General features: G+C 66.5%; 12 protein-coding genes. 10 read left to right on the forward strand and 2 right to left on the reverse strand.

The window, feature by feature from the left end; all coding sequences use genetic code 11:
* The first annotated feature begins 4 nt into the window (after nucleotides 1-4).
* From F8237_RS27230 to F8237_RS27240, 3 genes are all read left to right on the forward strand, one after another.
* A complete protein-coding gene (locus F8237_RS27230; RefSeq protein WP_151649303.1) occupies nucleotides 5-766 on the forward strand; it encodes a MotE family protein in 762 nt (253 codons plus the stop codon).
* 102 nt (nucleotides 767-868) lie between these two features.
* The gene (locus F8237_RS27235; protein ID WP_162006240.1) at nucleotides 869-4,609 is read left to right on the forward strand and encodes a tetratricopeptide repeat protein; all 3,741 of its coding nucleotides are present in this window, start codon (nucleotides 869-871) and stop codon (nucleotides 4,607-4,609) included.
* 81 nt (nucleotides 4,610-4,690) lie between these two features.
* Complete coding sequence (locus F8237_RS27240; RefSeq protein ID WP_151649304.1) at nucleotides 4,691-4,927, forward strand: hypothetical protein; 237 nt, start codon at nucleotides 4,691-4,693, stop codon at nucleotides 4,925-4,927.
* Between the two features lie 164 nt (nucleotides 4,928-5,091).
* Here F8237_RS27240 and fliP read toward each other — a convergent pair whose 3' ends face one another.
* Both fliP and F8237_RS27250 read right to left on the reverse strand, forming a co-directional pair.
* Nucleotides 5,092-5,847 (reverse strand): flagellar type III secretion system pore protein FliP, encoded by a 756-nt coding sequence (gene fliP, locus F8237_RS27245; RefSeq protein WP_151649305.1) that lies wholly within the window; start codon nucleotides 5,845-5,847, stop codon nucleotides 5,092-5,094.
* Nucleotides 5,844-6,824: a flagellar biosynthetic protein FliO gene (locus tag F8237_RS27250; protein ID WP_151649306.1), complete on the reverse strand. Its 981-nt coding sequence runs from the start codon at nucleotides 6,822-6,824 to the stop codon at nucleotides 5,844-5,846. The genes fliP and F8237_RS27250 overlap by 4 nt, the downstream gene beginning before the upstream one ends.
* Nucleotides 6,825-7,175: 351 nt before the next feature.
* On the opposite strand from F8237_RS27250, the gene flgB reads away from it, so the two are divergent.
* The 7 genes from flgB (at nucleotide 7,176) to cckA (ending at nucleotide 13,371) form a co-directional block, all read left to right on the forward strand.
* A complete protein-coding gene (gene flgB, locus F8237_RS27255; RefSeq protein ID WP_151649307.1) occupies nucleotides 7,176-7,580 on the forward strand; it encodes a flagellar basal body rod protein FlgB in 405 nt (134 codons plus the stop codon).
* 17 nt (nucleotides 7,581-7,597) lie between these two features.
* Nucleotides 7,598-8,023 (forward strand): flagellar basal body rod protein FlgC, encoded by a 426-nt coding sequence (gene flgC / locus F8237_RS27260; RefSeq protein ID WP_151649308.1) that lies wholly within the window; start codon nucleotides 7,598-7,600, stop codon nucleotides 8,021-8,023.
* Nucleotides 8,024-8,039: 16 nt separating this feature from the next.
* Entirely contained in the window at nucleotides 8,040-8,354 is a 315-nt protein-coding gene (fliE, locus tag F8237_RS27265; RefSeq protein ID WP_151649309.1) for a flagellar hook-basal body complex protein FliE, read from the forward strand.
* Nucleotides 8,355-8,496: 142 nt separating this feature from the next.
* Nucleotides 8,497-8,760 carry a flagellar biosynthesis protein FliQ gene (fliQ, locus tag F8237_RS27270; RefSeq protein WP_015684971.1) on the forward strand — a complete coding sequence of 88 codons (264 nt, stop codon included), beginning with the start codon at nucleotides 8,497-8,499 and terminating at the stop codon, nucleotides 8,758-8,760.
* A gap of 17 nt (nucleotides 8,761-8,777) precedes the next feature.
* Nucleotides 8,778-9,551: a flagellar biosynthetic protein FliR gene (fliR, locus tag F8237_RS27275; RefSeq protein ID WP_151649310.1), complete on the forward strand. Its 774-nt coding sequence runs from the start codon at nucleotides 8,778-8,780 to the stop codon at nucleotides 9,549-9,551.
* A gap of 3 nt (nucleotides 9,552-9,554) precedes the next feature.
* Nucleotides 9,555-10,634, forward strand: a complete 1,080-nt coding sequence (flhB, locus tag F8237_RS27280; RefSeq protein WP_151649311.1) for a flagellar biosynthesis protein FlhB — start codon at nucleotides 9,555-9,557, stop codon at nucleotides 10,632-10,634.
* A gap of 154 nt (nucleotides 10,635-10,788) precedes the next feature.
* The gene (gene cckA / locus F8237_RS27285) at nucleotides 10,789-13,371 is read left to right on the forward strand and encodes a cell cycle histidine kinase CckA (protein ID WP_151649312.1); all 2,583 of its coding nucleotides are present in this window, start codon (nucleotides 10,789-10,791) and stop codon (nucleotides 13,369-13,371) included.
* Nucleotides 13,372-13,492: the final 121 nt, after the last annotated feature.

Consider the following 13,492-nt stretch of genomic DNA (forward strand, 5'->3'; position numbering starts at 1 on the left):
GGGTATGAAGTCCTTTCGTAACATCCGCGTCATTCCGATCGTCCTGGTCGCCGTCGCAGGCCTCGCCACGCTCAAGGTCGCGGGCCTCGTGATCAATGGTGGCTATGTCTTCGACTACCAGCCGAACAAGCTCAAGAAATCCTGGGCGCAGGAGAATCTGAATTTTCCGGGACGGGAAGACCCCGACATCACCGGCTCGACCCATGGCGCGCCGAAGGAGGCGCCCAAGCCCGCTGCTCCCGAGACCAAGATGGAGGGCGGCACCGTGGTCAAGATCGACGAGACGCAGCCGCAGATCTCTGCCTCGGAGCGCGCGATCCTGGAACGGTTGCAGGCCCGCCGCCAGGAGATCGAGGCCCGCCAGCGCGAGATCGACATTCGCGAGAGCCTGCTCAAGTCGGCCGAGAAGCGCATCGAGAACAAGGTCGACGAGATGAAGGCGGTGGAATCCCGCATTTCCGCAGGCCAGGCCGAGCAGAAGGCCGCCGAAGCCCAGCGCATGAAGGGCCTCGTGACCATGTACGAGGGCATGAAGCCCAAGGACGCCGCACGGGTGTTCGACCGGCTCGAGATGGGCGTTCTGATCGAGATCGCCTCGGCCATCGCGCCGCGAAAGATGTCGGACATCATGGGCCTGATGTCGCCGGAAGCCGCCGAGCGGCTGACGGTCGAGATGGCCCGCCGCGCCAATGGCGGCGGCGATCAATCGGCCTCGGCCGGCGATCTGCCCAAGATCGACGGCAAGCCGACGCAAAAGCCGAATTGAGGGCTCATACTTAAGAAGCCCTTAATTGGCAAAACCTACAATCGGCGGCACGGGCCGGCGCCAGTGCCGGCATGGACCGTCGAACCGGAAGAAATGCCGCCAATGGCGCAGAAGGCTGCCGCTGGATTTGTGTCGCGAGCCCGCGCCTTGGCGCGGGTGCCGTCGCGCCATGTCCGCAAGGCCGCCATGCTGGCTGCCTGCCTGCTGATCGGCATCAGTGCGCCCGCCAGGGCGGCCGACCCGATCCGGGGAGAGGCGAGCTTCTCGGCCGCCGGCGGCTTCGCCCGGCTGGTCATCAAGCTCGGCGAGGACGTTCCCTCCGAGGTCACGACCGCCGGCTCCATTCTCATCATCCGCTTTGACCGGCCGGTCGACGTTCCCGTCGACCGCGTTCCGGAAGGCGCGCCCGATTACGTCAATTCCGCCCGGCGCGATCCCGATGGCGGCGCGATCCGGCTGTCGCTGGCGCGGCGCGTTACCGTCAACACCATGAACGCCGGCGAGCGCACCTTCATCGACCTGTTGCCGGACGGCTGGAAGGGGCCGCCGCCGAGCCTGCCCATGGACGTGGTCAAGGAACTCGCCGAGCGCGCGCGCGTGGCCGAACGCGCCTTGCGTGCCCAGCGCGCCTCGGCCGAGAGCAAGAAGCGTCCGCCGATCCGCGTCCGCGCCTCGGTGCAGCCGACCTTCGTCCGTTTCGTGTTCGAGATGCCCGACGGCGTCGGCGTGTCCTCCGTGCTCAACGAGCAGAAGCTCACGCTGGCCTTCAACGCCAACCTCAATTTCGATCTGGCGGACGCGGTCGTTGCCGCGCCCCCGAACGTCGCCTCGATCAAGCAGAAGGGCGACGTCGATCAGACCAGCGTCGAGATCGCCCTGATCGGCGATTCCGACGTGCACTCCTTCCGCGACGAGAAGAACTACGTCGTCGACATCTCCTTCCAGCCGGACAAGGGCAAGACGGCCGCAACCGCTGAATCCGTGCTCGCGCAGGCGAAGCCTGCTGCCCAAGGTCATGCACCCGCACCGGCGCCGGAAAAACCGGCGGCCGAGAAGCCGAAGGACGCCCAGCGCGAGATCGCGCCGCCGACCTCGGAGACGATCGCCCGCGAAGCCAAAATCGAGGTGAAGCCCGAGGCGAAGGTGGAAGCACCCGCCGCGGTGCCGCCCGGCGAAGCACCCAAGGAAGTGCTCAAGGAAGCACCCAAGCCGGCGCCGGCTCCCGTGGTCGAGGCGCCGCCCGCCGCGGAAGCGCCCAAGGAAACCGTCAAGGAAGCTGTCAAGGAAGTCGCCAAGGAAGCCGTCAAGGAAGCCCCGAAGCCGGTCGCGCCGGCAACGGAAGCCGCGGTTGCGCCCGTCAAGCCCGCGGTTGCCGAGGCGCCGGCCGCGCCGCAGCCGCCCATTGCCAGCGTCGATGCACGCCGCGACAGCGACGGCTTGCGCGTCACGTTCCCGCTTCAGGTTGCAACGCCCGCGGCGGCGTTCCGCCGCGGCGACACGGTGTGGCTGGTGTTCGACACGCCGAAGCCGATCGACGTCGAGGCGATCCGCACCAGGGGCGGTGCGATGATCGGCGAAGTCAGCCGCATGCCGCTCGACAAGGGGCAGGCGGTGCGCATCCGTCTCACCCGGCCGCTGGTCTATTCGCTGACGAGCGAGGAGGTCGGCAAGGAGACCAACTGGCTGCTGACGCTCGCCGACAAGATCCAGGCGACGCCGTTGCCGCTGATGATGTCGCGCAACATCACCGATCCCGCGCTCGCCACCATCGCGATCCCCTTCGCCAATCCGGGCGTGTTGCACAAACTGACCGATCCCGACGCTGGCGACATGCTCTATGTCGTCACCGCGCAGCGGCCGGTCCGCGGCTTCATCAAGCGGCAGGACCTCGTCGATCTCTCGCTGCTGGAATCCGCGCACGGCATTGCGATCCGGCCGAACTCCGACGAGGTCGGTGTGGAGGTCGGTTCCGACAAGGTCATTCTCGGCAAGAAGGGCGGACTGACGCTGTCGCCGGTCGATATTTCCGCCGACCGCGCGCCGACCGCGGTGCGGCCGATCTTCAGCCCGGAAGGCTGGCGCAAGGGCCAGTCCGAAGACTTCGTGGCGCGGCAGGGCGAGCTGATCATGGCGGCTGCCGCCGCCGAGCCGGCGCAGCGCTCGCTGCCGCGGCTCGACCTCGCGCAGTTCTACATGTCGCGCGCCATGTATCACGAAGCCAAGGCCGTGACCGACCTGATGCTGAGCGATCCGCTCAACAAGGAGGAGAGCAGCGCGCTGATCATGCATGCGATCGCAAGCATCCTGATCGGGCGGCCGGCGCAGGGTCTGAAGGACCTCGCCAATCCCGTGATCGGCAACAGCCATGATTCCCAGCTCTGGAAGGCGCTCGCCTATGCGCGCCAGGGCAAATGGGCCGATGCGCGCGAGAAGTTCAAGAACGTCGAATTCGCCATCGCCTCGCTGCCGCTCGACATCCAGCGCATCGTGACGATGGACGCGATGCGCGCCTCGCTCGAGGTCAAGGACTATGCCGGCGCCTCCAAGCGCCGCAGCGAGATCGAGGTGGTCGGCGTCCCGACCGAGGCAGCGCCCGGCTTCGCCGTGCTGCGCGGCCGGCTCGCCGAGGCGCTCGGTCACGACAAGGACGCCCTCGACGACTACAAGTTCGCGGTCGCCTCGAACGACCGGCCGGCGGCGGCGGAGGCCAAGCAGCTCGAGGTGGCGCTGCGGCAGAAGCGCGACGAGATCAGCAAGGAAGACGCGCTGCGCGAGCTCGAGACGCTGTCGATGACCTGGCGCGGCGACTCGATCGAGGTCAAGACGCTCCAGTTGCTGTCCCAGATGTACGCGGAGAACGGGCGCTATCGCGACGCGCTCACGGCGGCGCGCACCGCGACGAGGCTCCAGCCGAACGCCGAGGCCTCGCGTCAGGCGCAGGACCTTGCCTCCGACCTGTTCACGCAGATCTTCCTGGGCTCCAAGGGCGACGATCTGCCGGCGGTCGAGGCGCTCGGGATGTTCTACGAGTTTCGCGAGTTGACGCCGATCGGCCGTCGCGGCGACGAACTGATCCGCCGTCTCTCCGACCGCCTCGCCTCGATCGACCTGCTCGACCAGGCGGCCGAGCTTCTGCAATATCAGGTCGACCACCGTCTCGAAGGCGCCGCCCGCGCCCAGGTCGCCGCACGCCTGTCGATGATCTATCTCGCCAACCGCAGGCCGGACAAGGCGATCGCGGCGCTGCGCGCGAGCCGCATCAGCGATCTCTCCGGCGAGCTGCGCCAGCAGCGCCTGCTGCTGGAGGCCCGGGCGCAGAGCGACGTCGGCCGTCACGACCTCGCGCTCGACATCGTCTCCAACGTATCCGGGCGCGAGGTGCTTCGCCTGCGCTCCGACATCTTCTGGGCGGCGCGGCGCTGGCGCGAATCCGCCGAGCAGATCGAGCTCTATTACGGCGAGCGCTTCCGCGACTTCAAGCCGCTCAACGCGGTGGAGAAGAGCGACATCATCCGCGCCGCCGTCGGCTATGCGCTCGCGGACGATTCGATCGGCCTGTCGCGCTTCCGCGAGAAGTACGCGCCGCTGATGAGCGAGAGCGCCGACCGTCTCGCCTTCGACATCGCCAGCAAGCCGGCCGCTTCCTCGAGCGCCGAATTCGCCGAGATCGCCAAGCTCGCCGCCAGCGTCGACACGCTCGACGGCTTCCTGCGCGAGATGAAGCAGCGCTTCCCCGACGCCACCGCCCGCGCACCGGGCTCGCCGCAGGCCAAGGAAGAGGCCGACCACACCGGCTCGCTGCCCACGATCCCCGTCGTGCGGCAGATCAAGATGACGCGTTAGGAACCCTGCTACCTCTGGACCTCTCGACAGGTGCCGCGCCAGGCGGCAACCTGTGCCCCTTCATGCCGGGAGAGCGTTGTTATGAGCAAGCCTGCCAAGACCGAAGCCGAACTCGTCGCCATGGCGCGGGCTGAATTGAAGGTCCATGCCGATGGCCCGGATGGTCTCGCCATCTCGATCGTCCGCGACGGTGACAGCTGGGAATTCCGTGCCGATGCGGACCAGGCGACGCGGGACAAGCCGGGCTTTCCCGAAAGTGTCGCCATGCTGGTGCAGATCGGGGATCACCTCAGCAGGCAGTATGACGTGAAGGGGTAGGGGGCAAGTCTGCCCTACGTAACGCGATTCGTGTCACACGTTCGGTGTCGTCGCCCGGCTCGACCGGGCGACCCAGTACTCCGAGACGGAAGTGATCGATCGATGGGCCGCAGCGTACTGGATGCCCCGGTCAAGCCGGGGCATGACAGCGGAAGTTGCGGTTACTATCCCCCGTAACTCTGCACCAGGCTCCCCGCCACCAGCGACCAGCCGTCGACCAGCACGAAGAAGATCAGCTTGAACGGCAGCGAGATCGTCGCCGGCGGCAGCATCATCATGCCCATCGACATCAGCACGGAGGCGACGACGAGGTCGATGATCAGGAAGGGCAGGAACAGCAGGAAGCCGATCTCGAAGGCGCGCTTCAGCTCCGAGATCATGAAGGCGGGGACGAGGATGCGCAGCGCGAGGTCGTCGGGAGTGGCCGGCGGCGGCTCGCGGGACAGGTCCAGGAACAGCTTGAGGTCCTTCTCGCGCACGTTCTTCTGCATGAAGCCGCGCAAGGGGACGGAGGCGCGCTGGAGTGCGTCCTCGACGCTGATCTGGTTGGCGACGAGCGGACGGATGCCCTCGTCGTAGGATTTCTGCAGGACGGGTCCCATCACGAAGAAGGTGAGGAACATCGCGAGCGCGATGATCACCGAGTTCGGCGGCGCTGTCGCCGTGCCCATCGCGGTGCGCAGCAGCGACAGCACGACCACGATGCGCGTGAACGACGTCATCATGATCAGGATCGACGGCGCGATCGACAGCACCGTGAGCAGGGCGATGAGCTGAATCGCGCGCTCGGTGACGCCGCCGCCCCCCTGACCGCCCAGATTGATGCTGATGTCCTGCGCATGCGCAGGGCTCGCGAGCGAAGCCGCGCCGATCAGGACAGAAAGAAGAAAAACTCTACGCGGGAGGGCCGACAGCCTCACGAAGACGGCTTCGGACGGCCGAGCAGCGAGGCCATCTCGTCTTCGAGATTTTCAAAGCTGGTCTTCTCCACGGCCGGCTTTGCGGGCGGGGCCGGTGGCGTCGGCGGCTCACTACGCGCCACGCGCGGCGGCGGGGCGGGCGGCTCGGGTGCAACCGGCGGCGCGACCGTCTCACCGGCGGGACGGCGCAGCGCGGCTTCGAGCCGCTGCGCCATCTCGGCGAGATTCTGCTCGGCGCTCGATGGCGCCGCGGGGGCGAGAGCCGGCGGCGCTGGAACGGACGGAGCCTGCGGCACGGGCGGAGGTGGCGGAGGTGCGGGCGCGCGCTCGGCGCGGACCGGCGGCACCTTCACAGGCTCGCTCTGGCGCGGCGGACGCGGCATCAGCGGCGGTTCGTTGCGGGCGATGCGGGGCGGTAGGGGTTCGGGACGCAGCTCGCGCTCAGGGCGCGGTGCGATCGGCTCGGGCGTAAAGCCGCCCAGTGGCGGCTCGCCGCGGCGCTCGGCCAAAGCGGGCGCGGGCCGGCGCACCTCGTCGGCGAAGGAGGGACGTGCGGGCCGCGGCGGCGGCTCGGGCATCTGCGGCTCGGGATGATCGAGCAGCTCAGGCCGCGGCGCTTCGTCGGCCCAGCCGCCGGTGTCGGGCATCGGCGCGAGACGCGGCGGCTCGGCGGCGTTGGGACGCTGCGGAAGCTGGTCGCGGCCGGGCGCGCCGCGCACGATATTCGGCTCGACGACGATGTCGGTGGGGCCGCCGATCATCAAGAGATGTTCGACATTGTCACGCCGGACCAGCACCAGGCGGCGCCGGCCGTCGACCGCGGCGGCATCGATCACGGCGAGCCGGGGCATCCTGCCGCGCTGGGTGTTGGCGCCGAGCCGGCTGGAGGCGAATCGGCGAACCAGCCATGCAGCGACGCCGATCAACGCCAGAACGACGATGAACGCGACGATGAAGGTGATAGGGCTGCCTTGCATACTTGTCCCCGACAAATGGCGCTTTTCTCGTGCCCAAGGTCAGATGCGCCGACCACAGGCGTGCGATGCCCCAAACTGCGATTTCTTAACGTCCCACGGCAAGTTTTGCCGTCCCCAACTCTTAATAACCCATGAATCGCTCGATCCAAAACGACTTCTTGGCCTGTGCATGACCGGCCAAGCGATTGGGTTAATGCCGCTTTTCGGGGCGTAGAATCACGGGAGCGCAAACGCGTGTTCCGCGCGATGGCAAGCGTCGATCGCATCCTTAACCACCTGTTAACCATACACGCGGCAAATTCTGCCTAGCTTCGGACCCCAGATCCGCAAGAGGCGGAAGGAGCCGCAACGATGTCCATCAACGACCTTCCGGTGCTGTCGGCGCTTCGCACCAAGATGCAGTGGCACCAGGAGCGCCAGCGCGTCCTGTCCGAGAACGTATCCAATTCCGATACGCCGCAATTCCGGCCGCGCGACCTGGTCGAGCCGAAGCTCGACAAGGCAGGCGCGGTCACGGGATCGATGGGCCCTCTGGCGCTCACCCGCACCAGCGGCTCCCACATCAGCCCGTCAGGCGCGGCCTCGGCCTTCGACCAGAACAAGAATGCAGGCTTCGAGACACGTCCCGCGGGCAATGCCGTCAATCTCGAAGAGGAGATGCTGAAGTCCGCCAGCAACCAGATGGATTATGCGGCGGCGACCTCGCTCTATTCGAAGAGCCTGCATCTGCTCAAGACCGCGATCGGTAAAGGCTAGGGCCGGAGAGGTAGACCATGGCGAATGACAGCAGCGACTTTGCCCGCTCGATGGCGATCGCGACCTCCGGGCTGCGCGCGCAGGCCGGGCGCATGCGGGTGATCTCGGAAAACATCGCGAACGCGGATTCGACCTCGCAGACCGCAGGCGGCAATCCCTACCGGCGCAAGGTGCCGACCTTTTCCTCCGCGCTCGACCGCACGCTCGATGCGCAGGTCGTGACGCTGGGCAAGATCAAGCCCGACCAGTCCAATTTCCGCGTCAAATACGAGCCGAACAATCCGGCGGCGGACGGCTCCGGCAACGTCAAATATCCCAACGTGAACTCGGTGGTCGAGATGACCGACATGCGCGATGCGCAGCGGTCCTACGAGGCCAACCTCAACATCATCAGTGCGACGCGCCGGATGATCCAGCGCACTCTCGACATCCTCAAGAGCTGAACAGGACAATTGAGCCATGGCATCACCGACAGTCGCCGCCAATGCTTATGCCAACCTCGCCCGCGTGCTGGAAAACAGCGGCGCCGGTGCCGGCAAGGGCAGCGAAGCGAGCGGGCAATCCTTTGCGTCGCTGCTGAAAGACGCCGTCGGCAGCGTCATGGAGTCCGGCAAAAAGTCCGACGCACAGACGGTGGCGATGGCCGCCGGCAAGGCCAACGTGATGGACGTGGTGACGGCGGTCGCCGACACCGACGTCGCGGTGTCCACGCTGGTCTCGGTCCGCGACCGCGTGATCGCGGCCTATGAAGACATCATGAAGATGCCGATCTGATTTGGGGCGCTGTCATTCCGGGGCGCGCGCAGCGCGAACCCGGAATCCATGGTGCGACCAACCCCGCGGCTCGATGGATTCCGGGGCTCGCGCTGCGCGAGCCCCGGAATGACGACCAACAATTCACAGTGAGAAAAAGAAAATGACCGGACCCGAAACCCTCGACGTCGCGCGTGATGCGATCTGGACCATCGTGATCGTGTCGTCGCCGCTGATGGTGGTCGGCCTCGTGGTCGGCGTCATCGTGTCGCTGTTCCAGGCGCTGACGCAGATCCAGGAGCAGACGCTGATCTACGTGCCGAAGATCCTGGCCATCTTCGCCACGATGCTGCTGGCGCTGCCGTTCATGGCCGACGCACTTCATTCCCACATGCTGCGGATCTCGTCGCGAATCATCGGCGGCTGAGGCACAATGCGCCGGTCATGCGCATCGACGTCTCGCTGCTGCCGGCGCTCGCCGCGGCCTTCATGCTCGTCTTCGCCCGGGTCGGCGCGATGGTGATGCTGCTGCCGGGGCTGGGCGAGACCAATATTCCGACGCGGATCAAGCTGTCGATCGCGTTGCTGCTCACGCTGATCATCCTGCCGCTGCATCGGAGCGCCTACCAGGTCGACATGGGCTCGATCGCGCCGCTTCTGGTCCTGATGCTGCATGAAATCGTGATCGGCATCGTGCTGGGCGCGACCGCGCGCGTGACGCTGTCGGCGCTTCAGGTCGCAGGTTCCGTCATCGCCCAGCAGATGGGGCTCGGCTTCGTCACCTCGGTCGACCCGACCCAGGGCCAGCAGGGCGTGCTGGTCGGCAACTTCCTGACCATGCTCGGCATCACGCTGCTATTTGCCACCGACAGCCATCACCTGGTGATCGCGGCGCTGAACGACAGCTACGCGATCTTCTCGCCGGGCGAGACCGTGTCGAGCGGCGATGTCGCTTCGCTGGCGACGCGCGCCTTTGCCGCCGCGTTCCTGCTCGGCCTGCAGCTTTCCGGGCCGTTCCTGGTGTTCGGCCTCGTCTTCAATATCGGGCTCGGCGTGCTGGCGCGGCTGATGCCGCAGATGCAGGTCTATTTCGTCGGCGTGCCGCTGTCGATCTTCGCGGGCTTCCTGGTGCTCGCCGTGGTGCTCACCGCGATGATGGGCACGTATCTCGACTACTTCATCGGTGTCATGCACCAGATGATGCCGTTGAACAGGTGATCGATGGCGGACGACAAGGATCCAGAGAGTCAAACAGAAGACCCGACACAAAAGCGTCTCGAAGAGGCGCTCGAACGCGGTGACGTCGCCAAGAGCCAGGAGATCAACACCTGGTTCATGATCGCGGGCGGCACGCTCGTGGTCTCGACCTTCTCGGGATCGGTCGGCAGCGGGCTGCTGACGCCGATGCGTGGCCTGCTCGCCAATTCCTGGATGATCAAGACCGACGGCAAGGCTCTGCTGGCGTTGATGCAGCAGATCGAATTCGCGGTGCTCGCGGCGGTCGGCATACCGTTGCTGATGCTGGCGCTGGCAGCGATCGCCGGCAACATGCTGCAGCACCGGCTGGTGTGGTCGGCCGAATCCCTCAAGCCCAAATTCAGCAAGATCTCGCCTGCCGCCGGCTTCACGCGCATCTTCGGCAAGCAGGCGGCGGCGAACTTCCTGAAAGGCATCGGCAAGCTGATCGCGCTCAGCGTGGTGATGACCATCGTCCTGTGGCCGGAACGGCATCGCATGGAGGCGATGGTCAAGCTCGACCCCGCCGCCCTGCTGGGCGCCACCACCAGCATGACCATCCATCTGCTCGGTGCCGTGGTCGCCGCGCTCGCGATCGTCGCCATCGGCGACTATTTCTTCCAGTATCGCAGCTGGTTCCAGCGGCAGAAGATGTCGCTCCAGGAGATCAAGGAAGAGTTCAAGCAGTCCGAAGGCGACCCGCACATCAAGGGCAAGCTGAGGCAGTTGCGCCAGCAGCGCTCCAAGAAGCGCATGATGGCGGCGGTTCCCAAGGCTGCCGTGATCATCACCAACCCGACCCACTATTCGATCGCGCTGTCCTACGAGCGCGGCATGTCGGCGCCGATCTGCGTCGCCAAGGGCGTCGACAACCTCGCTTTCAAGATCCGGGAGATCGCGCGCGAGCACGACATTCCGATCGTCGAGAACGTGCCGCTGGCCCGCGCGCTTTACGCCACAGTCGAAATCGACCAGGAAATCCCGACCGAGCACTACCATGCGGTCGCCGAGGTCATCGGCTACGTCATGCGGCTGAAGCGCGGATTCAGCGCCGGCCGCGGATAAAACCCCCGAAAAGTACCGGAAATGGCCGTAATCTGGGAATCAGCGTACCTTTCGCCCTTGCTGCCCTTGCGCCTGCGGGTCCGATTCAGGCAGGGAGGGCCGTGCGCGCGGCGTAGCGCGTTGATTCTCTGCCGACAGGCTGTGCCAGCTTGAGATGACTGCCGAGACCGACCACGATCTCCCACGCGAGCCCGTTGCGACGCACGAGCCGTCGCCGCGCTCGGGCAGCATTGCGCTCGTGCTGCTGGTGGCTGCCGGCCTCGTCGCGGTCGCCGTAGGGCTGATGACGCTCGGGCGCGTGCAGGCGCAGCCCTACATTCTCGGCATCCTCGCCGTGCTGGCGATGGTCGGCCTGTTCAACCTGTTCGCCTTCGCCGCCGGCATCATCCGCTTCGTCGACCGCAATCTCGACGATCCCGTGATGGGCCGCATCGCCGACCACGCCTTCGACGGGCTGGCGGTGACCGACCCGCGCGGCCATGTGATCTATTCCAATGCGGCCTATCTGACGCTGACCGGCGCCACCGGTCCGCAGGACGTGCGCCCCGTGGAGCGCGTCTTCATCGGCAACCCCGACGTCTCCGAAGCCGTGTTCCGCCTGCTGAAGGCGGCCCGCGAGGGCAAGCGGCAGCAGGAGGAGGTGCGCATCTCCGGCCAGGACGGCAGCCAGGGCCGCTGGCTGCGCATGCGGGTGCGTCCACTCGGCACTGGAAAGCGCGAGACGCGCTATGCGGTGTGGTCGATCGCCGACATCACCCGTGATCGCGAGCGCCAGGAGGACGTGTTCCAGGAGCTCCAGCACGCGATCGAATATCTCGACCACGCGCCGTGCGGCTTCTTCTCGGTCAATCCGGCCGGGGAGCTTGCCTATGTCAACGCAACGCTGGCGAACTGGCTCGACTACGATCTGGCCGAGATCGGCTCGGGGGGGCTGAAGCTCACCGACATCGTCTCGGGCGATGGCGCCTCGCTGCTGACGTCGATCGTGGCGGTGCCGGGCGAGGTGAAGACGGAAGTTTTCGACATCGACCTGCGCATGCGCACAGGCAAGACCATGCCGGTGCGGCTGTATCACAAGCTCGCCTTCGGCGCCGACGGGGCGCCGGGGCCGTCGCGCACGCTGGTCATCAGCCGCGCCCGCGACGAGCGCAGCGATCCGGACCGTGCCGCCGAAGTGCGCTTCATGCGCTTCTTCGACCACACGCCGATGGCGATCGCGACCGTCGACCGTGGCGGCAACGTCGTGCGCGCCAATGCGCGCTATGCCAAGCTCGGGCAGGCGCTCGGGCTCGACAACGCCAGCAAGTCGATCTTCCGCGCGGTCAGTTCGCGCGACCGTCATCTGCTGATCGCAGCCATCAACCAGGCCGCAGAAGGCCAGGCCGACATCGCGCCGGTCGAGGTCGCTCTCGAGGGGACCAAGGAGCGCTGGGGCCAGTTCTTCGTCACGCCGGTCGACTCGGCCGAGAACGACGCCGAAGCCGCCATCGTGCACATGCTCGAGACCACCGAGCGGCGCGCGCTGGAGAACCAGATCAACCAGTCGCAGAAGATGGAAACGGTCGGCCAGCTCGCCGGCGGCATCGCCCACGACTTCAACAACGTGCTCTCCGCCATCATGATGGCGAACGACTTCCTGCTGAACGCGCACAAGCCGACCGACCCGTCGTTCCAGGACATCATGCAGATCAAGCAGAACGCGACGCGTGCTGCGACCCTGGTGCGGCAGCTGCTGGCGTTCTCGCGGCGGCAGACGCTGCGGCCGCAGGTGCTCGATCTGGGCGATGCGCTCTCCGACCTCGCGATGCTGCTGCGCCGGCTGATCGGCGAGAAGGTCAAGCAGGAGACCATCCACGGCCGCGATCTCTGGCCGGTGAAGGTCGACGTCTCCCAGTTCGAGCAGGTGATCGTCAATCTCGCGGTCAACGCGCGCGATGCCATGCCCGACGGCGGCAAGCTGATCATCCGCACGGCCAACGTCACCGCGGAAGAAGCGGCCAAGCTCGCCTACAAGGGCATGCCGGCCGCGGACTATGTGCGGATCGAGGTCGCCGATACCGGCACCGGCATTCCCGCCGACATCCGCGACAAGATCTTCGAGCCGTTCTTCTCGACCAAGGAAGTCGGCAAGGGCACCGGCCTCGGACTCTCCACGGTCTACGGCATCGTCAAGCAGACCGGCGGTTTCATCTACGTCGATTCCGAGCCGGGGCAGGGCACCTCGTTCAAGATCTTCCTGCCGCGCCATCATGCAGAGCCCGAAGCGCAGGTCGAGCAGCCAGCGGCAGTGGCCAGCGCGACCAACGGCGCCGCCAAGGACGCTGCGCCCGCGGCGGAGGCGAAGCCGCGCACCGATCTCACCGGACAGGGCACCATCCTGCTGGTGGAGGACGAGGAGGGCCTGCGCGCGCTCAACGCACGCGGCCTGCGCTCGCGCGGCTACACCGTGGTCGAGGCCGAGAACGGCGTCGAGGCCATGGAGATGCTGGAGGAGCAGAGCGGCGCGATCGATCTCGTCGTCTCCGACGTCGTGATGCCGGAGATGGACGGCCCGACGCTGCTCAAGGCGATGCGGGAAACCAATCCGGACATCAAGTTCATCTTCGTCTCCGGCTATGCCGAGGACGCCTTCGAGAAGAGCCTGCCCGAAGGGCAGCAATTCGACTTCCTGCCAAAACCGTTCACGCTCAGTCAGCTGGTGGCGGCGGTGAAGGAGACGATGGCGAAGCAGGGGTGAGCGTCCCCACCGCTTGGTCGCAAGGGCGCATGGACGGGGAAAAAGCGGAATCCGTGCGGATGAGTTGCCGGTACCCGGCGACCACAGTTCCGCCGTAGGCCCGGCCAAACCCTCGTCAAAT

The organism is Bradyrhizobium betae (assembly GCF_008932115.1).
In the GTDB taxonomy this organism is placed as follows: domain Bacteria; phylum Pseudomonadota; class Alphaproteobacteria; order Rhizobiales; family Xanthobacteraceae; genus Bradyrhizobium; species Bradyrhizobium betae.

Coding starts and splice junctions, on each gene's coding strand:
- F8237_RS27230 (WP_151649303.1), top strand. CDS start 5: ATGAAGTCCTTTCGTAACATCCGCGTCATTCCGATCGTCCTGGTCGCC.
- F8237_RS27235 (WP_162006240.1), top strand. CDS start 869: ATGGCGCAGAAGGCTGCCGCTGGATTTGTGTCGCGAGCCCGCGCCTTG.
- F8237_RS27240 (WP_151649304.1), top strand. CDS start 4,691: ATGAGCAAGCCTGCCAAGACCGAAGCCGAACTCGTCGCCATGGCGCGG.
- F8237_RS27250 (WP_151649306.1), bottom strand. CDS start 6,824: ATGCAAGGCAGCCCTATCACCTTCATCGTCGCGTTCATCGTCGTTCTG.
- flgB (WP_151649307.1), top strand. CDS start 7,176: ATGTCCATCAACGACCTTCCGGTGCTGTCGGCGCTTCGCACCAAGATG.
- flgC (WP_151649308.1), top strand. CDS start 7,598: ATGGCGAATGACAGCAGCGACTTTGCCCGCTCGATGGCGATCGCGACC.
- fliE (WP_151649309.1), top strand. CDS start 8,040: ATGGCATCACCGACAGTCGCCGCCAATGCTTATGCCAACCTCGCCCGC.
- fliQ (WP_015684971.1), top strand. CDS start 8,497: ATGACCGGACCCGAAACCCTCGACGTCGCGCGTGATGCGATCTGGACC.
- fliR (WP_151649310.1), top strand. CDS start 8,778: ATGCGCATCGACGTCTCGCTGCTGCCGGCGCTCGCCGCGGCCTTCATG.
- flhB (WP_151649311.1), top strand. CDS start 9,555: ATGGCGGACGACAAGGATCCAGAGAGTCAAACAGAAGACCCGACACAA.
- cckA (WP_151649312.1), top strand. CDS start 10,789: ATGACTGCCGAGACCGACCACGATCTCCCACGCGAGCCCGTTGCGACG.